At 70.0% G+C, this 17,246-nt stretch carries 12 protein-coding genes and 1 pseudogene; 7 read left to right on the forward strand and 6 right to left on the reverse strand.

Annotation, left to right across the window (positions count from 1 at the left end):
• Positions 1-106 precede the first annotated feature (106 nt).
• Both KUTG_RS24110 and KUTG_RS24115 read left to right on the forward strand, forming a co-directional pair.
• Positions 107-811 (forward strand): response regulator transcription factor, encoded by a 705-nt coding sequence (locus KUTG_RS24110; protein WP_043730447.1) that lies wholly within the window; start codon positions 107-109, stop codon positions 809-811.
• Positions 811-2,280 carry a sensor histidine kinase gene (locus KUTG_RS24115; RefSeq protein WP_043719798.1) on the forward strand — a complete coding sequence of 490 codons (1,470 nt, stop codon included), beginning with the start codon at positions 811-813 and terminating at the stop codon, positions 2,278-2,280. The genes KUTG_RS24110 and KUTG_RS24115 overlap by 1 nt, the downstream gene beginning before the upstream one ends.
• On the opposite strand, the gene mgrA is transcribed toward KUTG_RS24115, so the two are convergent.
• On the reverse strand, positions 2,263-3,291 hold the full coding sequence (gene mgrA / locus KUTG_RS24120; RefSeq protein ID WP_043719800.1) for an L-glyceraldehyde 3-phosphate reductase: 1,029 nt from the start codon (positions 3,289-3,291) through the stop codon (positions 2,263-2,265). The genes KUTG_RS24115 and mgrA overlap by 18 nt on opposite strands.
• 251 nt (positions 3,292-3,542) lie before the next feature.
• Here mgrA and KUTG_RS24125 point away from each other — a divergent pair, with 251 nt between their 5' ends.
• Both KUTG_RS24125 and KUTG_RS24130 read left to right on the forward strand, forming a co-directional pair.
• Positions 3,543-3,824: a hypothetical protein gene (locus tag KUTG_RS24125; RefSeq protein WP_043719805.1), complete on the forward strand. Its 282-nt coding sequence runs from the start codon at positions 3,543-3,545 to the stop codon at positions 3,822-3,824.
• Between the two features lie 79 nt (positions 3,825-3,903).
• The gene (locus KUTG_RS24130) at positions 3,904-4,419 is read left to right on the forward strand and encodes a DUF6069 family protein (RefSeq protein ID WP_198047294.1); all 516 of its coding nucleotides are present in this window, start codon (positions 3,904-3,906) and stop codon (positions 4,417-4,419) included.
• 160 nt (positions 4,420-4,579) lie between these two features.
• On the opposite strand, the gene KUTG_RS53805 is transcribed toward KUTG_RS24130, so the two are convergent.
• A complete protein-coding gene (locus KUTG_RS53805; RefSeq protein WP_052395335.1) occupies positions 4,580-5,467 on the reverse strand; it encodes a septum formation family protein in 888 nt (295 codons plus the stop codon).
• A 54-nt stretch (positions 5,468-5,521) separates the two neighbouring features.
• Positions 5,522-6,658 carry a DUF4190 domain-containing protein gene (locus tag KUTG_RS53810; RefSeq protein WP_052395337.1) on the reverse strand — a complete coding sequence of 379 codons (1,137 nt, stop codon included), beginning with the start codon at positions 6,656-6,658 and terminating at the stop codon, positions 5,522-5,524.
• Positions 6,659-6,800: 142 nt separating this feature from the next.
• Between KUTG_RS53810 and tdh the strand changes: the two genes are divergently transcribed.
• The 3 genes and pseudogenes from tdh to KUTG_RS24155 all read left to right on the forward strand — a co-directional run bounded on the left by tdh (position 6,801) and on the right by KUTG_RS24155 (position 10,275).
• Positions 6,801-7,832 (forward strand): L-threonine 3-dehydrogenase, encoded by a 1,032-nt coding sequence (tdh, locus tag KUTG_RS24145; RefSeq protein WP_043719808.1) that lies wholly within the window; start codon positions 6,801-6,803, stop codon positions 7,830-7,832.
• Between the two features lie 518 nt (positions 7,833-8,350).
• Positions 8,351-9,382: pseudogene (locus KUTG_RS24150) on the forward strand (glycine C-acetyltransferase); the annotation flags it as partial.
• On the forward strand, positions 9,379-10,275 hold the full coding sequence (locus tag KUTG_RS24155) for a LysR family transcriptional regulator (RefSeq protein WP_043719810.1): 897 nt from the start codon (positions 9,379-9,381) through the stop codon (positions 10,273-10,275). The pseudogene KUTG_RS24150 and the gene KUTG_RS24155, both read left to right, overlap by 4 nt.
• Here the strand turns inward: KUTG_RS24155 and KUTG_RS24160 are convergent.
• The 3 genes from KUTG_RS24160 to KUTG_RS24170 form a co-directional block, all read right to left on the reverse strand.
• Entirely contained in the window at positions 10,251-12,542 is a 2,292-nt protein-coding gene (locus KUTG_RS24160; protein ID WP_157494729.1) for an RCC1 domain-containing protein, read from the reverse strand. The two genes, KUTG_RS24155 and KUTG_RS24160, sit on opposite strands and share 25 nt — an antisense overlap.
• A gap of 70 nt (positions 12,543-12,612) precedes the next feature.
• Entirely contained in the window at positions 12,613-14,877 is a 2,265-nt protein-coding gene (locus KUTG_RS53815) for an RCC1 domain-containing protein (protein ID WP_052395339.1), read from the reverse strand.
• A 123-nt stretch (positions 14,878-15,000) separates the two neighbouring features.
• Positions 15,001-17,199, reverse strand: a complete 2,199-nt coding sequence (locus KUTG_RS24170; protein WP_157494730.1) for an RCC1 domain-containing protein — start codon at positions 17,197-17,199, stop codon at positions 15,001-15,003.
• Between the last annotated feature and the right edge of the window lie 47 nt (positions 17,200-17,246).

The following is a 17,246-nucleotide window of genomic DNA, read 5'->3' on the forward strand; positions in this document are numbered from 1 at the left end:
AACAATGGCGATCGAGCCTGTGCGGCGGCTGTGCAAGTTCTGTCGGTCGGCTGTCGACCGGGGCGTCGACTCGCCCGGCGCCCACCGCAGGCCGCACCATGGTCACGTGCGAGCTGACAAGGCGGAGGCCCCGGTACGACTGCTGGTCGTCGACGACGAGCCCCACATCGCCGACCTGGTGGCCACGGTGGCGAAGTACGAGGGCTGGCACGCCCGCGTGGCCAACAACGGCTCGTCCGCGCTGACCGAGGCGGCGGCGTTCAACCCGGACATCGTCGTGCTCGACCTCATGCTGCCCGACCTGGACGGCTTCACCGTGCTGGACCGGCTGCGGGCTACCGGCGCGATGGTGCCGGTGGTGTTCCTGACCGCCAAGGACGCCACCGCCGACCGGGTCGCCGGCCTGACCCGGGGCGGCGACGACTACCTGGTCAAACCGTTCGCGGTGGAGGAGCTGATGGCCCGGCTGCGGGCCGTGCTGCGCCGCACCACCGGCCCCGGCTGGAAGCGGTCCGTGCTCGCGGTCGAGGACCTGGAGCTGGACGAGGACACCCGCGAGGTGCGCCGCGGCGAGGAGAACGTGTCGCTCACGCCCACCGAGTTCGAGCTGCTGCGCTATCTGATGCGGCGCTCCCCGGCCGTGCTGACCAAGGCGCAGATCCTGGATCACGTGTGGGACTACGACTTCGGCGGCCGGTCCAATGTGGTGGAGCTGGTCATCTCACACCTGCGCCGCAAGCTCGACACCGGCAACGAGCCGCTGATCCACACGATCCGCGGCGTCGGCTACGTGGTCCGCCGGGCCACCTGATGGGCAGGCTGACGGCCGCCTGGCGGCGGCTGCGGCTGGGCACCCAGCTCGCGCTGGCGCTGGGCGCGCTGGCACTGGTGGTGTTCGGGCTGGTCGGCGTGGTGACGACGTCGCTGCTGCACCAGTACCTGGACACCAAGCTGAGCGACCAGCTGTCCACGACGTTGGGCCAGTTCAAGGCGACCGGCAACGTCAACCCGTCACCCGGCAAGTTCGGGCACGGCAGCGTGGCCGACCACGATCCGCCGGTCGGCGTGACGGTCGAGTTCAGCCCCGGCAACAACGTGAAGCTGACCGACAGCACCAGCCATCCGCCCGTGGACGGTCAGCAGCTGATCGCGCTGGCCGCGCGGGCGCTGGTGAGCAGTCCCCTGCAGCACCCCGAGCAGGAGGTGGAGGCCGGCGGGGTCCGGTACCGGTTCATGGCGGTGACCTCCGTGAACACCCCGCTGCTCAAGAGGGTCGCCGTGGTCGGGCTGTCCGAGGGCGACACCGAGGCCACCATCCGTCGGATGATCATGGTCAACCTGGTGACGTTCGGCGTCGCGCTGGTGGTGCTGGTCCTGGTCGGGCAGCAGGTGCTGCGGCGCGGGCTGCGGCCGCTGGCCGACATGTCCTCCACCGCGCACACTGTCGCCTCCACCGACCTGACGGCCAAGTCCGTCGACCTCTCGGTGCGGGCCAAGGGCGAGGGCGGCGGCATCGAGGTCGAGGAGCTGCGGTCGGCGTTCAACGTGATGATCGATCACATCGACCACTCATTGGTCGCGCGGTCGGCCGCCGAGCAGCGGCTGCGGCAGTTCGTCGCCGACGCCTCCCATGAGCTGCGGACCCCGCTCACCTCGATCCGTGGCTACGCCGACCTCTTCGCGTACGCCGCGGCCAACGAGCCCGCCGAGCGGGAACGGCACCTCGCGCGGATGCGTGAGGAGGCCGGGCGGATGAGCCTGCTGCTCGACGACCTGCTGCTGCTGGCCCGGCTCGACGCCGCCGAGGCCCCGCTACGACCCGAGCCGGTTGACCTCGTCGAGATCGCTGTGGCCGCCGCCGACGGTTTCCAGGCCGCTCGCCCCGACCATCCGTTCGCGCTGGAGGTCGAGCCCTCAGCGCTACCCATGATCGGCGACCCCATGCGGCTGCGGCAGGTTCTCGACAACCTGCTCACCAACGCCGCCGTGCACACCGACCCCGGCACGCCCGTGACGCTGCGGCTGCGTACCGAGCTCGGCTGGGCCGTCGCCGAGGTGGCCGACGGCGGGCCCGGCATCAGCCCCGAGAACCAGGCCCGGGTGTTCGATCGCTTCTACCGGGTCGACGACTCCCGCACCCGGCGCAGCGGCGGCACCGGGCTCGGCCTGTCCGTCGTGCACTCCCTCGTCACCGCGCACGGCGGCGCCGTCACCTTGCAGAGCCGGCCCGGCGCCACCGCGTTCACGGTGCGGTTTCCCCTGTCAGCCCGCCAGGTGTGAACGCGCCCAGAGGTCGATGCCCGACTCCACCGCGTGCTTGTCGATGGCCGCCAGCTCGTCGTCCGTCAGCGGCGGGGCGTTCAGCGCCGCCACGTTGTCCTCCAGCTGCTTGACCGAGCTCGCCCCGATCAGCGCCGAGGTCACCCTCGGATCCCGCAGCGTCCACGTCAACGCCAGCTGGGCCAGCGACTGCCCCCGCTGCTGCGCGATGTCGTTCAGCGCCCTGATCCGGGCCAGGTTCTCGTCCGACAGCAGATCCGTCGACAGCGACTTGTCCTGCGTCGCCCGCGAACCCTCCGGCAGCCCGTTCAGGTACTTGTCCGTCAGCATGCCCTGGCCCAGCGGCGAGAACGCGATGCAGCCCGCCCCCACCTCGTCCAGCGCGTCCAGCAGCTCCGCCTCGATCCAGCGGTTCAGCATCGAGTACGACGGCTGGTGGATCAGCAGCGGCACCCCCGCCGTGCGCAGGATCTCCGCCGCCTCCCGCGTCTTCGTCGCCGAGTAGCTGCTCACGCCCACGTACAGCGCCTTGCCCTGCTGGTAGGCGCTGACCAGCGCGCCCATCGTCTCTTCCAGCGGCGTGTCCGGGTCGTACCGGTGCGAGTAGAAGATGTCCACGTAGTCCAGGCCCATGCGCCCCAGCGACTGGTCCAGCGACGCCGTCAGGTACTTCCGGCTGCCCCACTCCCCGTACGGGCCCGGCCACATGTCGTAGCCCGCCTTCGTCGAGATCACCAGCTCGTCCCGATACGGCTTGAGGTCGTCGGCCAGCATCCTGCCGAAGTTCGCCTCCGCGCTCCCGTACGGCGGGCCGTAGTTGTTGGCCAGGTCGAAGTGCGTGATCCCCAGGTCGAACGCCCGGCGCACGATCTCCCGGCCCGCCTCGTACGGCCGGTCGTCCCCGAAGTTGTGCCACAACCCCAGCGAGATCCCCGGCAGCCGCAGCCCGCTGCGCCCGCACCGCCGGTAGTCCATCTCCTCGTAACGCCCACCCGCCGCCTCGTACGGCACGGTCCCGCCTCCCCGCTCGCCCGGTCACTCGAACGGACGCGAGTCTAGGTCCGTTCGCGGTCAGGGGCTCAGTACCGCCGGGTCGAAAGTGACAGCTTCGGGAGCCGATCAGACCGAGCCGCCGCGCCCCGATGAGGCAACCGCCGGCGTTTCATCCGATGGTGCCGTCAAGTCCGCGCGACAGTGACGCGGCCAGTTTTCGACGGGTCGCCGGGTTAGCGTCGAAGATCATCACCTGGGGAGGACTTCCGATGACCGGACCGGATCTGCCCGCACCGGACGAGCTGTTCGAAATCGAGATGTGGCGGTACCGATGGCCGAGCGGGACGTTCAAGGCGGAGCTGTTCGCCGGGGTGCTGGTGTACTCGGGCGAGTTCGACGAGCGGGATGTGGAGACGGCCCGGCGGACCTACCCGGGGCGGCAGATCGTGCTCAACGACGGCGGCGGGATCGAGGTCCATCCGGGAGGCGACGCTGAGCCGCGGTCGGTCTTCGAGACCTTCCTGGAGCAGCTCAAGAGGGAGCGCGGCTAGACACGTCCGATTGCTGGCGGGCGCGCACCGGCTCGGGGCGGGACAATCGGGGGAGGGCCGGCGTGCGGAAGGACGCGTGATGACCGACAACAACATCCAGATCAGGGTCGACGCGGGCAGATTGTGGGCGGGGGCGGTGGCAACGGCGCTGGTGGCGGGGCTGATCGCGGTGGTGGGCATCCTCGTCGCCCGGGGCCTGGTGCACGTGGACGTGCTGGCCCCGAAGGGCGAGGGGGTGTGGGGCAACGCGAACACGGTGACGTACGCGCTGGTGTCGGCGGCGGTGGCGCTGGCGGCGACGGGGCTGCTCCATCTGCTGCTGCTGACGACGCCGAGGGCGACGGTGTTCTTCACGTGGATCATGGTGCTGCTGACCCTGATCGCGGTGGTGCTGCCGCTGAGCCTGGCGGTGGACGTGGCGAGCAAGGTGACGACGGGCCTGATCAACCTGGCGATCGGGCTGGCGGTGACGGGCATCCTGACGAGCTTCGCGCCGGGGACGGTGAAGATCGAGCCGACCCACCAGCAGCAGCCGCCGCAGCGGCACATCGGGCCGTACGACGAGACGGTGGAGTGGCGCGGCGAACAGCGGTGATCGAAGGTGATGGACCGCGAAGAGGAAGCCATTCCAGGAGGGGTAGTAAGAACAGTATGGAGCATGACACTTTCGTACTATTAATGAACGGGATGTGGAGTTCTCTGCAGCACCACTACCGTTGGCCATCTTCAGGAATAGAAACCCGCCGCGGCGACCGTCAGGCCGGGGCCAGGCCCAGCGTGGCCTTGACGGTCCGGTCGTTCTCGGAGCCGCTGTGGGCAGTGGCGTCGTCGAGGGCGTGTTTGAAGGTGCCCTCGTCGGTGGCGGCCGCGGCGCGCTGGCGGTCGGCCAGCTCGACCTGCTTGGCGGCGGTCAAATCCTTCATCGTGCCCCCGAACTCGTGCGGCCAGGGACCGGCCTGGAGCGCGGCGATCTCCTGCTGCACAACGGGAATCGACCGTGCGACGACGTCACGCTCGGCGGTCCAGCCGACGGTGGGGTCCTCCTCGCCGAGGATCGCGTCATAAGCCTTGACGGTGTCGCGGTAGTGCTTCTGCTCGGGCGTGTAGGGCAGGCCGCTGTCCTTGACGCGCCCGGTCATCGGCAGTTTGTCCTGGCGGTAAAAGAAGCACTTGATGGACCGGTCGCCGTGCGCCCACGGGTTTTCCAGCGGGTAGAGGAACGCGGTCGTCACACCGGAGTAGTTCGTGTCGGGCGTGAGTGCCTTGGCCGACTCGGCGGGGCATTTGCGGTGACCGAGGGCCTCGACGACGGTCTGACCGGGATAGGCGTCCCCGCTCAGCGGCTCGACGGCGTACACCTCGGCGGTGTGCGGCTGGGCACAGTCCAGGGGTGCGGAGTGGCCGGCGCCTTCGATCTGGTCCCGGTTGAAGCACTGCCCGGCCTGGAAGTCGTAGCTGGCCGGCGTGACGGGCGGTGGCGGGGCCTGGTTCTCCCGGTCGAGGCGGTAGACGAACAGCCCGGCCGTGACGGCGACGAACGCGACGCCGACAATCAGGGGCTTGACGTAGTGGCGTCTGGCCGGCATCGGCTCCGGCGCGGCCGGCGGCAGGGTCGGGTCGCTCTGCTCAGGTTCAATGGACATGCTGATGTACCACCGTTTCCTCCCCTTCAACGGACGGCACAGCGTAGCCAAGGGTCAACGGGCAGGCAGGTGCAGGGCCGTCCTGATGGTGAGGTCCACCTCGGAGCCGTCGTGGTCGAGGGCGTCGTCGAGGGCGTCGTCCATGCTGTCGGAGTCGGTGGCGGCTGCGGCCCGCTGGCGGTCAGCCAGCTCCAGCTGCTTGGCCGTGACGAGATCGCCGATGGCGGACTGGGCGTTGGTGGGCCACGGCCCGGCCTTGAGGACCTCGATCTCCTTCTGCAGCACGGCAACGGAACGACCGACGACCTCCCGCTCCTCCGACCAGGTGGCGGTGTCGTACTCCTCGTCGACGATCTTGTCGTACGGGGCGACGGCGTCCAGGTAGCGCTTCTGGTCGGCGGTGTAGGGCAGCCCGGTGTCCTTGACGTGCCCGGTGAAGGGGAAACCGTCGGCGCGGCGGAAGAAGCAGATCACCGAGCGGTCCCCGCGCGACCACGAGCTCTCCTGCGGATACAGGTAGTGCACGGCGAAGTCGGGGTAGTTGAGGCCGGGCGTGAGGAAGCGGTCGGAGTCGTCGGGGCACTTGCGGCTGCCGAGGGACTCGACGACGGTCAGCCCGGGGTACGCCGACCCGGGGACGGGCTCGACGGCGAAGGCCTCGGCGTCATGGGGCGTGGCGCAGTCCCGCACGGTGACGGTCGCGCCCTTGCTGGTGGTGGGCCGGTCGAAGCACTGCCCCGGCTTGATGTCGTAGCTGGAGGACGACGCCCGGTCGGGATCGGTGGCCGCGGCGAACAGGCCCACCACGAGGAAGGCCCCGACCAGCAGGATCCACACGCCGGACACGGAGATGCCGGCGATGGCCAGGCCCTTGCCGCGCTGCCCGGTGCGGCGGATGTCGACCAGCGCGATGATGCCGAACACGAGACCGAGCACGAGGCCGCCGACGGGGCCGAGAATGCCCAGCACCAGGGACGCGACGGCGAAGCCGTTGACCCCCGGGCGGTAGCCGGGCGGCGGGTAGTAGCCCGGCTGCGAGCCGTAGGGCACGGGCTGCGAGCCATGAGGCGGCTGCGTGCCGTAGGGCAGGCCGTGAGCGCCGGGTGGCGTGGCCTGGCTCCAGGGCGACGCCTGGGCCGGCGGCATCGCCGGATAGTTCTGGTACGCGGGCTGTTCGGGCTCGGTGGACATGTCCGGAATACCGCCGTTCTCCCCTTAACGGACGACCAAAGGCTACCGCCCCGCCCGCCGACCGCTGCTGTGAAATACCACTAACAAGCGAATTCAGAAAGTCGCGATGGACTGCACAGCGGCGTGGGGTCAGACTTCGGCCATGAAGGCACTGGTCAAGGTCGACGCGGCGCCGGGTCTCGAGCTCACCGACGTGCCGGACCCGCAGGTCGGGCCCGCGGACGTGGCGGTGCGGGTGCTGCGCACCGGCATCTGCGGCACGGACCTGCACATCGATTCCTGGGACGACTGGGCGGCGCGCAATGTGAAGCCCCCGCTGGTTGCAGGCCACGAGTTCGTCGGCGAGGTGGTGGAGACCGGCCGCAACGTCACGGGCGTCAAGGTCGGCGACCTGATCAGCGGCGAGGGCCACCTGGTCTGCGGCACGTGCCGCAACTGCAAGGCGGGCCGCCGCCACCTGTGCGCCAACACGCGGGGCCTGGGCGTGCACAGCAACGGGGCGTTCGCCCAGTACGCGGTGCTGCCGGAGCAGAACGCCTGGGTGCACCGCACCGAGGTCGACCTGGACGTCGCCGCGATCTTCGACCCGCTGGGCAACGCGGTGCACACGGCGCTGTCCTTCCCGGTCATCGGCGAAGACGTGTTGATCACCGGCGCGGGCCCGATCGGCATCATGGCCGCGGCCATCGCGCGGCACGCGGGCGCCCGCCACGTCGTCATCACCGACGTCAGCGAGCACCGCCTGGAGTTGGCCCGCAAGGTCGGCGTGAGCCTGGCCCTGAACGTGGCCTCCTCGACGCTGGCCGACGCCCACGACCGGCTGAACATGTCCGAGGGCTTCGACGTGGGCATGGAGATGTCCGGCCAGCCCAGCGCGCTGCAGGACATGATCGCCAACATGTCGCACGGCGGCCGCATCGCCATGCTGGGCCTGCCGGCCAAGGAGTTCCCGGTGGACTGGGGCTCGGTGGTGCTCAAGATGCTGCACCTCAAGGGCATCTACGGCCGGGAGATGTTCGAGACCTGGTACTCGATGTCGGTGCTGCTGCAGGCCGGCCTGGACGTGGCCCCGGTGATCACGCACAAGTTCCACTACACCGAGCACCGCACGGCCTTCGACACGACACGGGCCGGCCGCTGCGGCAAGGTGCTACTCGACTGGACGGAGAAGTGATGTACGGCGCGATGCGGGAGGACCTGCGGGCCGGGCTGGCCGAGATCCGCGAGGCCGGGCTGTAGCACAGTCAACCTAGTGATGTACTACACGCTAGTCTCAACACTTCCTTGGGCGTCTACAGGTGCGTAATACAGATTGGTACCCTAGGAATGGGATCTTCGAGGGTGCCAACCCGCCCTCCGTTCTTGGGTCGCTAACGCGGGTACACGATTGGGTGCCAAACGGCTGGCAATGATTACCAAATGTGAAACAAGTGTGCGTCGGTGGTTTATTCGCACGACTCCCAACGCTCGCTCACATACGTGCCGGTGTGTATTAACCTGTCGCCTCAAGGTATAGCTCACACCACCCTCAGGGTTCCTCTCCACCGGCTTGAATACCCAGCTATGTCTGGTTTTACCTGCGACGACTCGATATTTCGACATATGTATATCCCGGTGTGTGGGGCCCTTGATCAGTTGTTCACGGTCATATCGCTAGATCGTATTTTGCGCTGGCCGTCCTCGCGCCCCAGATTCCTGGGCCTGGCCGACCACCCGGTGCTGGTGAAGGCGGCCCACGAGGCGCTGGACCGCTGGGGCTTCGGCATGGCGTCGGTGCGCTTCATCTGCGGCACGCAGGAGCTCCACAAGCAGCTGGAGAGCCGCCTTTCGGAGTTCCTCGGCACCGAGGACACGATCCTGTACAGCTCCTGCTTCGACGCCAACGGCGGCCTGTTCGAGACGCTGCTGGGCGATCAGGACGTGGTCATCTCCGATGAGCTCAACCACGCCTCGATCATCGACGGCGTGCGGCTGTGCAAGGCCAAGCGGCAGCGCTACCGCAACCGGGACATGGCCGACCTGGAGCGCATCCTCCAGGAGTCGAAGGACGCCCGCTACCGGCTGATCGCCACCGACGGCGTGTTCTCCATGGACGGCTACCTGGCGCCGCTGGACCAGATCTGCGAGCTGGCCGAGCGCTACGACGCCCTGGTCATGGTGGACGACTCGCACGCGGTGGGCTTCACCGGCCCGACCGGCCGCGGCACGCCGGAGCTGTTCGGCGTCACCGACAAGGTGGACGTCGTGACCGGCACGCTGGGCAAGGCGCTGGGCGGCGCGAGCGGCGGCTACGTCTCCGGGCGGGCAGAGATCGTGGAGATGCTGCGCCAGCGGTCGCGGCCGTATCTGTTCTCCAACTCGCTGGCCCCGTCCATCACCGGCGCCGCGCTGGCCGCCCTCGACCTGCTCAGCTCGTCCGGCGAGCTGCTGGAGCGGCTGCGGGCCAACACGGAGCTGTTCCGCCGCCGCATGACCGAGGAGGGCTTCGACCTGCTGCCGGGCGAGCACCCGATCATCCCGGTGATGATCGGCGACGCCGCGAAGGCCGGTCGGATGGCGGATCTGCTGCTGGAGCAGGGCATCTACGTGATCGGCTTCTCGTATCCGGTGGTGCCGCACGGCAAGGCGCGCATCCGCACGCAGATGTCGGCGGCCCACTCGCTGGACGATGTCAACCGCGCGGTCGACGCCTTCGTCGCGGCGCGGTCCAAGATGGACGGATGATCGATCCTCGACGGTTGCGGGTGCTGCGGGCGCTGGCCGATCACGGCACGGTGACCGCGGCGGGGCGGGCGCTGCATCTGACGGCGTCCGCCGTCTCGCAGCAGTTGGCGGCGTTGGAGACGGAGACCGGGCAGCAGCTGCTGCGGCGCAAGGGCCGGCGGGTGTGGCTGACGCCGGCCGGCGAGCTGCTGGTCGTGCACGCCAACGCCGTCGCGGCCGAGCTGGAACGGGCCGAGGCCACGCTGGCGGCGTTCACCGCCGGCGTGCGCGGCCCGGTCCGTCTGGCCAGCTTCGCCTCGGCCATCACGCAGGTGGTCGCACCGGCCGTGGCCGCGCTGCGGGCCGGCGTCCCGGACGTGACGCTGCTCGTGCAGGACGCCGAGGGGCACGCCAGCGTGCCGTTGTTGCTGGACGGCGAGATCGACGTCGCCATCACCGAGGAGTACCGGCCCGAGCCGCGCACCGACGACCGCCGGCTCAAGCGTTTTCCCTTGTACGTCGAGCCTTTCGACGTCGTGCTGCCGGCCGATCACCGACTGGCCGGGAAGTCCGAAGTGGACGTGAGCACGCTCGGCGACGAGGCCTGGATCGCCCCGCTGCCCGGAAACCCTTGCCGGGACGTGCTTTTACTCGCCTGCTCCGACGCCCACATCCGGCACACCTCGGACGACTTCAGCGCCATCGTGGCCCTGGTCGCCGCCGGCGCGGGCGTGGCGCTGGTGCCGCGCAACGCCTTCACGCGAACGCCCGGCGCGGTCGCCGTCCCCGTCAAGGGAAACCAGTCGTTGCGCCGGGTGTTCGCCGCCGTGCGCAAGGGAAGCGAGGACCACCCGCTGATCCGGCTGGTCCTCGCCGCCCTGGTGCGCGGTCAGGGTGTGCCGACCACCCCGTAGCCGCCGTCGCCGATAGTGGTGACCCCGGTGATGATCGGACTGGTCATCGGGTGACCGGTCTCGTACACCGCGCTGTCGGTGGCGAGCACCCGGTCGGGCAGGCCCTCGGCGATCGACGCGACGGAGGCGAGCCACGGGTCCAGCGCGCCTGTCGTGTCGCCGACGTACATCGCACCGTCGTCCCACTGCCAGACCCGGCCGTTGGCCAGGATGCCCCGGGCCCCGTCGACGTCGGCGGCATCGCGCTGCACGTGCGTCACCGTGCCGGTCGTGGCCGGCAGCGAAACCGGACTGTCGTTCTCGGCGCTGATGCCCAGTCCGCCCCAGCGCCACACGCTGCCGTTGCTCTTGCAGAGCACGACGCGGGAACCGAGCTCGTCACACCCGGACAGACCGACCACCTGCACCGGCGTCGCGGAGGCGCAGGACGGGTCGGCGCCTGGAGTCGCGCCGTCCGACCCGAAGCACTTGCTCAGGTCGGCGTGGGTGCCGACGCCCAGCGCGCCCCGGGAGTTGTCGCCCCAGCTCCACACCTTGCCGTCGTTGGTCATCACAAACCGCGTGATGCCGGCGAGGTTGCTGGGCGACCGGGCCACGGAGATCGCCTTCACGTTGTCCAGGTTCGGCACCTGCACGGGGGATCCGGCGATCTGGGCGCCGTCGGTGGACCCGGTGCCGAGCTGCCAGGTGGTGTTGACGCCCCACGTGTGGACGTGGCCGTCTGCGTCCAGGGCCATCTCGTCGGCGATGGCGACAATGTTGTGCAGCCCCGGAATCTGCACCGGCAGCGTCGAGTAGAACGCGGGCGGCGGATAGGCGTACGGGTGACCGGTCGGCCCCTCGGCGTGGCCGTACTTGCCGATGCCCAGCTGCCCCTCGCCGTTCCCGCCCCACGACCACACCGTGCCGTCGGACTTGAGGGCGTAGACGGCCGACCCGTTCACACTGCCGACGATGGACTTCACATCCTTGAGCCCGTACGCGAACACCGGCCCGGCTCTGCCGCTGGTGTCGGTGGTCCCGTTGCCGAACTGGCCGGAGAAGTTGTTCTCGATGCCGAAGGCGCAGTTGGTGGTGCAGGCGGGAATCGGCGGCGCGAAGTAGCCGGCGAGGTCGACGACCATGTCCACCTGGCCGGCCAGGTTGTCGAGATCGATGGCCCGGTCCCCGCTGACCGGCACGATCGCCAGGTTCGCGGAAGTCTGGTACGGCACCAGGTTCAGGTTGCTGACGCCGGGCTTCGGCGTGCCGTCGGCCCAGGCGGTGACCACAGTGGACTGACTGACGTTGGTGCCGGTCAGGTTGGTCACCGCGGCCGTCGCGCCGGCCGGCAGCCAGCCGCTCAGGTCGAGCTTGCGGCTCTCCCCCGCCTGGATCGGGTGCTTCGGGCCGCCGTCCATGTCCCGGGTTTCCAGCACCCGCGTCGGATACAGCGAGTAGAAGGCCTGCGTCGAGGTCGGCGAGTAGTAGCCGGCCAGGTCGGCGATCAGGTCGACCGACCAGTAGGAGTTGGTCAGCTTGACCTTGCGGTCCGGGCTCAGCGCCACCGTGACGAGGTTGGGCGTGTTCCTGCCGGCCACCAGGTTCAGGTTGGACGCGTCCGGCCGGGGCCGGTCGGCCGGGTAGGCCGTGACGAAGGTCGGGCCGGTCACGTCGGTGGCGGTCAGGTTGAACACCGCCGACGTGGCGCCGGCGGGCACCTTCGAGGACAGGTCGAGCGTGACGGTGCCGCCCGCGCCGAGCGGCGAGGAGTCGCGGGTGTCCAGCACGCGTTGCGGGGTCAGCGGCGTGTACTTCGAGCCGGCGCCCGGCGCGTAGTAGCCGGCCAGGTCGACGATCGCGTCGGCCGCGTAGGGTCCGGCGCCGATCCAGATGCCCTTGTGCGCCCCGTGTCCCAGCGCGACGGTCACCAGGTTGGCCCGGGTCTCGCCGAGGTCGAGATTGAGGCTGGACGTGCTCGGCGAGCCCTGGTCGCCCGGACCGGTGGCCAGGTAGGTCTGGAAGTCCGGGTTGGTGCCGGTCAGGTTGAACACCACGGCGGTGGCGTTGTCCGGCACCAGATCGGCCGGGATGGCCACGGGCCGGCTGGTGTACTTCTCGATCTTGCTGCTGGTCCGGCTGTCGAAGATCCGGGTCGGCGGCAGCGCCGTGAACACCGCCCCGGAGTCCTGAGTGGACAGTGAGGGCGCCGCCTGCGCCGGCACGGTCACGGACAGCGCCACGGATGCGGCGGCCGTCAAGAGAATGGCGAGTCTGCGTAATGTCACACGTACCTCATTCACCGTGCGAGCGCGGCGGGATCGTGGACGGCCCCGCCGCGCCGCTAGCCGTCACTGGTCAGCCGCGCACCGCGGCGCCGGAGTCGCCGATGGACACGATGCCCGCCAACGACTCGATCTTCCGGGGCTTCGGCACCGTCTGGAACCTGACGCCGTCGCCGAACTCGCCCTCCGAGGCGTGGCCCCACGCCCAGACCGTGCCGTCCGTGCGCAGCGCGAATCCGGCCGTGCCGCCGGCCGCCAACTGCGTCACCGAGGCCAGTCCTTGAATCTGCGCCGGAGTCGCGCTGTCGCAGCTGGTCTGGCTGCAGTCCGAGCCGTCACCGAGGGCGCTGCCGCCCTGGTAGCCCCACGCCCACACGGTGCCGTCGGACTTCAGGGCATAGTGCGTGCTGAGCGGCCAGCCCTGCGTCGTGGCCACCGCGTTGACGCCGGTCAGGCCCGAGACGGGCGCCGGCGGATCGGTCACGGCGCCGTCGCCGTTCTCGCCCCACTGCCACACCGAACCGTCGGACGTGACCGCGGCCCCGGCGGAGATCGCCTTCACCACGGGCAGCCCGGACGCCTTGACCGGCACGGACGACTGGTCGATGTGCGAACCGTTGCCCAGCTCGCCGTGTGCGTTGTCGCCCCAGGCCCAGACGCTGCCGTCGGACTTGAGGGCGTAGCCGTTCCTCCCGCCGCCCACGATCGCCGTCACGTGGGACAGCCCGTCGACACGTTCGGGCGTCTCGGCGACGTAGTCCAAGGGCTGCCCGGTGCCCAGCGTGCCGTAGGTGTTGCTGCCCCAGGCGTAGACGTTGCCGAAGTCGTCGAGCGCGAAGCCGTGCGTGATGGCCACGATCTTCACGCTGGACAGGATCTGCACCCGCTCCGGGATCGGGTTGTAGTAGCCCTGCGACGGCACCTCGGGGCCGGCGATGTCCGGCGCGTCGGCCCGACCGGCCAGGCCGTTGCCGAGCCGGCCACTGACGTTGTCGCCCCACGCGTAGACCCGCCCGGCCGAGGTCAACGCCAAGGTCACGTTGCCGGTCGAGGTCACCTGCGTGACGTCGCTGAGGCCGAACGCCGTGGTCGAGCCGTGCGTGACACCCCGGTCGGTGCTGCCGACGCCGATGTTGCCGGTGTCGTTGTAGCCGGTGGTCACCACGCATTTCACCGTGCAGGACAGGAAACTCGGCGCGAAGTAGCCGGCGATGTCGACGATCGCGTCCGCCTGGCCGGCCAGGTTGCCGATCTCCAGCCCGTGGCTCGGGCTGAGCGCCACCACGGCCGCGTTGGCCGAGGTCTGCCCCGGCTCCAGGTTGAGCACACTGGTGTCCGGCTGCGGGGTGAGCGACGGCCACACCTTGAGGAAGGTCGAGGCGCTCACGTTCGTGCCGGTCACGTTGAGCACGACGCCGGTCGACTGGTCGGGCAGCCAACCCCGCACGCTCGTCTCGTGCACGCCGCCGCCGGGGATCGATTCACGGGGATTGCCGTCGGCGTCCCGGGTGTCCAACGCGCGGAACGGGGCCAGCGGGTAGAACCGCGAAGCGGAGTCCGCCGAGTAGTAGCCGGCCAGGTCGGCGATCAGGTCCACGCTGCCGAAAGCGTTGGTGAGACTGACCTTCCGGTCGGCGCCGAGCTTCACCGTGACCAGGTTCGGCGTGTTCTTGCCGGCGGCCAGGTTCAGCGTCGAGGCGTCCGGTTTCTGTTGTCCCGCCGGATAAGCCGTGACGAAGGTGTCCCGGCTGACGTCGGTGCCGGTCAGGTTGAACACCGCGGCCGTCGCGCCGGCGGGAACCTGGGCGGACAGGTCGACCGTGATCGTTCCCTGGGGACCGACGGGGCCGGTGGTCCTGGTGTCCAGCACGCGGTGGCCGGCCACCGCCGTGTATCCCGAGCCGCCCGGCGAGTAGTAGCCCTCGACGTCGACGACCACGTTCAGCGAGCCCGGGCCGACCCGCAGGTCCAGCAGGCCCTTGTCCAGCGCCGCGGTGACCAGGTTGGCCCTGGTCTCGCCGGCGGCCAGGTTGAGGTTGGAGGTGTTGACGGTGGTGCCGGCGGCCACCCAGGTCGCGCCGTCGGTGTCGGTGCCGGTCAGGTTGAACACCAGCGCCGTCGCGTCGGCCGGCACCAGCTCCTCCGGCACGTGCACCTGGATGTCGCTGTACGCGTTGACCTTGTGCGGATTGTTGCGGGTGTCGAGGATCCGGGTCGGGTCGACCGAGGTGAACCCCAGACCGGACGGCGCCGGGGTGTCGGCGGCCTGCGCCGCCGGAGTGGTCAGCGACAGCGTCACAACGGCCGCCGTCGTCAGCGTCACGAGCAAGCGTGACATGCGGTTTCCCCCTTGTGCTACACGAGTGATAGTCGGTAGGCCATGGAGGAGACGCCGCCGCGCCCCGCCAGGGTTGCCTCCCCAAGGGGCAACTTCTGTGCGGGGCGCGGCGGATGGGGTCGGTCAGTTGGCCGACACGTAGGAGCTGCCGTCGCCGATCGCGGCGACACCGGTGCGGACCGGGGCCGAGAGGTCGGCGAACGCCCATTCCGTGCCGTCAGTGGCCAGCGCGTGCCCAGTGGCCAGCGCCTTGATCGAGCTCAGGCCGGCGACCCGCGCACCCACGTAGGCGCCGGTGAACGCGTCGTTGTCGGGCCACTGCCACACCGTGCCGTCGGACAGGATCGCCCGGGTCCCGGCGTTGGGGCCGTTGTCCCGCTGCACCGAGACGATCGAGCCGGTGATGCCGTCGAGCGGCAGCTGCGTCGGGCTGTCCTGCTGGCCCGACCCTATTGCGCCCCAACGCCACAGCGTCTGCACGCCACCCTCAGTGGCCGGAGGACAGAGCACCACTCGCGCGCCGAGACCGGTGCAGCCGAACAAGCCGAACACCTGGACCGGCGAGGCGCTGTTGCCGACGACATCGTGATTGCCCAGCGCGCTACGGGTGTTGTCGCCCCAGCTCCACACGGTGCCGTTGCTCTTCAGCGCGTACCGGGTGACGCCGCCCGAGCCGTTGCGGTACTCCGAGATGGCGGTGACGTCGGTCAGCATGGTGCCCACGCCCGTCTGGAAGTAGTTGACGTCCGGATTTCCGTTGCCCAATTGGAGGGACTCGTTGCCGCCCCAGGTGAGCACCTGGCCGTCGACGGTCAGCGCCATGCCCGGGAAGATCTGCTTGATGTGGCTCAGGAACGGGATCTGGATCGGCACCGTGGTGAAGTAGTGCTGCCCGAGCGGGCCTTCGCCGTTGCCGGCGTAGCTGATGCCGAGCTGGCCGCGGTCGTTCGCGCCCCACGTCCACGCGGTGCCGTCACCCAGCAGCGCGTAGCCGTTCTGGTCGGTGTTCGCGATCGCCGTGACGCCGGACAGGCCGTACACCTTGGCGTCCGTGTGGTTGCCGGCGTCGGTCGTGCCGTCACCGGCCTGGCCGACGTCGTTGGCGCCGGTAGCCAGGACACAGTCGCTGGTGCAGCCCGGCCGCGCCGGGGCGAAGTAGCCGGCCAGGTCGACGACGGCGTCCAGGGAACCCCGCAGGTTGTTGATGTTGATGCCGCGGTCCTGGTCGAACGGCGGCAGCGGCGCGATGGCCGCGTTCGCGGAGGTCTGGCCGGGCAGCAGGTTCAGGTTGCTGACGCCGGGCTGCGCGCCGCCGTGCGCCCACACGGTGACCACGGTGTCGCCGGTGACATCGGTGCCGGTCATGTTGATCACGGCCGCGGTCGCGCCGTAGGGCACCCACGGGTACAGGTTGAGCGTCCGGGTCTCGCCCGACCCGAGCGGGTCGCGCGGCGAGCCGTCGGCGTTGCGGGTGTCGAGCACCCGGCCCGGCAGCAGCGGGTAGAACGCCTGCGTGGAGTCCGGCGAGTAGTAGCCCGCGAGGTCCACCACGACGTCGGTCGAGAACCACGCGTTGGTCAGCGCCACCTTGCGATCGGCGCTCACCCGCACGGTCACCAGGTTCGGGGTGTTCTTGCCGGGCACCAGGTTCACATTGGACGCGTCCGGGCGGGCCGCCCCGTCCGGGTAGGCCGTGACGAAGGTCGGGCCGGTGACGTCGGTGCCGGTCAGGTTGAACACCACCGAGGTGGCGCCGGCCGGCACCTTCGACGACAGGTCCAGCGTCACGGTGCCGCCCTGCCCCAGCGGCGCGGAGTTGCGGGTGTCGAGAACCCGTTGCGGCGTCAGGGATGTGTACTTCGCGCCGCCGCTGGGCGAGTAGTAGCCGGCCACGTCGACGATCGCGTCCGCCGCGTTCGGGCCGGCGGCCACCCAGATGCCCGGGCTGTCGCCGTGGCCCAGCGCGACGGTCACCAGGTTCGCCCTGGTCTCGCCGGCCGCCAGGTTCAGGCTGGACGTGGTCGGCGTGCCCTGCGTGCCCGGACCGGTGGCGAGCCAGGTCGGCCCGTCGGGGTCGGTGCCGGTCAGGTTGAACACCACCGCGGTCGCGTCCGCCGGCACCAGGCCGGTCGGAATGGCCACCGCCCGGCTGCCGTGGGCGGGGATCTTCGCCGTGGTGCGGCTGTCGAAGACCCGGGTCGGCGCCACCCCGGTGAACACCGTGCCGGAGTCCGGCGGCGGCGTCGCCGCCTGTGCCGGCACGACCACGAAGAGTGCTGTCACCGCAACGGCGGCCGCCGCGGTGAGTCTGGCTACTGACACAGGTACCTCCACCCCTGATGACGGGCATCGAAGACCGTCCACAGGCG

The organism is Kutzneria sp. 744, from assembly GCF_000568255.1.
Lineage (GTDB): Bacteria > Actinomycetota > Actinomycetes > Mycobacteriales > Pseudonocardiaceae > Kutzneria.

Coding starts and splice junctions, on each gene's coding strand:
- KUTG_RS24115 (WP_043719798.1), top strand. CDS start 811: ATGGGCAGGCTGACGGCCGCCTGGCGGCGGCTGCGGCTGGGCACCCAG.
- KUTG_RS24125 (WP_043719805.1), top strand. CDS start 3,543: ATGACCGGACCGGATCTGCCCGCACCGGACGAGCTGTTCGAAATCGAG.
- KUTG_RS24130 (WP_198047294.1), top strand. CDS start 3,904: ATGACCGACAACAACATCCAGATCAGGGTCGACGCGGGCAGATTGTGG.
- KUTG_RS53805 (WP_052395335.1), bottom strand. CDS start 5,467: ATGTCCATTGAACCTGAGCAGAGCGACCCGACCCTGCCGCCGGCCGCG.
- KUTG_RS53810 (WP_052395337.1), bottom strand. CDS start 6,658: ATGTCCACCGAGCCCGAACAGCCCGCGTACCAGAACTATCCGGCGATG.
- tdh (WP_043719808.1), top strand. CDS start 6,801: ATGAAGGCACTGGTCAAGGTCGACGCGGCGCCGGGTCTCGAGCTCACC.
- KUTG_RS24155 (WP_043719810.1), top strand. CDS start 9,379: ATGATCGATCCTCGACGGTTGCGGGTGCTGCGGGCGCTGGCCGATCAC.
- KUTG_RS53815 (WP_052395339.1), bottom strand. CDS start 14,877: ATGTCACGCTTGCTCGTGACGCTGACGACGGCGGCCGTTGTGACGCTG.